The organism is Treponema sp. R6D11 (genome assembly GCF_054786075.1).
In genome coordinates this window covers 1-418 of the sequence record NZ_BDHD01000996.1, presented here as the reverse complement: position 1 = coordinate 418, position 418 = coordinate 1, and the positions used below count along the sequence as shown (strand labels likewise).

Sequence of the window (418 nt, the reverse complement as noted above, 5' to 3'; positions counted from 1 at the left end):
TCCTTGCTCTGTCGTTAAGATAGGGCATTACCACTCTTTCCTTTAAGATTAACCAGTTGGCGGGCAGTACATTGGTGTTTGTAAAATACTCCGACGGAGGCATTCTTCCCAAAAGCTCAGGATAAAAAAGCGGGTAGATCTGCTCTGTAACAGGACTCAGCGCGGAAAAGCCTCCGCAAACGCCGAAAATATTTTCGTTTATTCTGTTTGTCTTGGAATACTCCAAAATACGGCGCTGGTTTTCAACACTGAAAAACCAGATAATAAACGCCTTAGCCGCTTTTTTGGATTTAACCCTTTTCGGCATACCTAAATATACCAAATCTTCCGCAACCATGATTTTACTTTTAGATACTTTTTCGAGCCGCGTAATTCGGGAGACGCAAGATATGTCCCCAACCGCAGAAGTATGTCTCTT

The 418-nt window shown here is 42.8% G+C and carries 1 pseudogene; it reads right to left on the bottom strand.

Annotated elements, in window-relative coordinates:
• Positions 1 to 307 (bottom strand): annotated as a pseudogene (locus ACYVTD_RS17175) (hypothetical protein); the annotation flags it as partial.
• Positions 308 to 418: the final 111 nt, after the last annotated feature.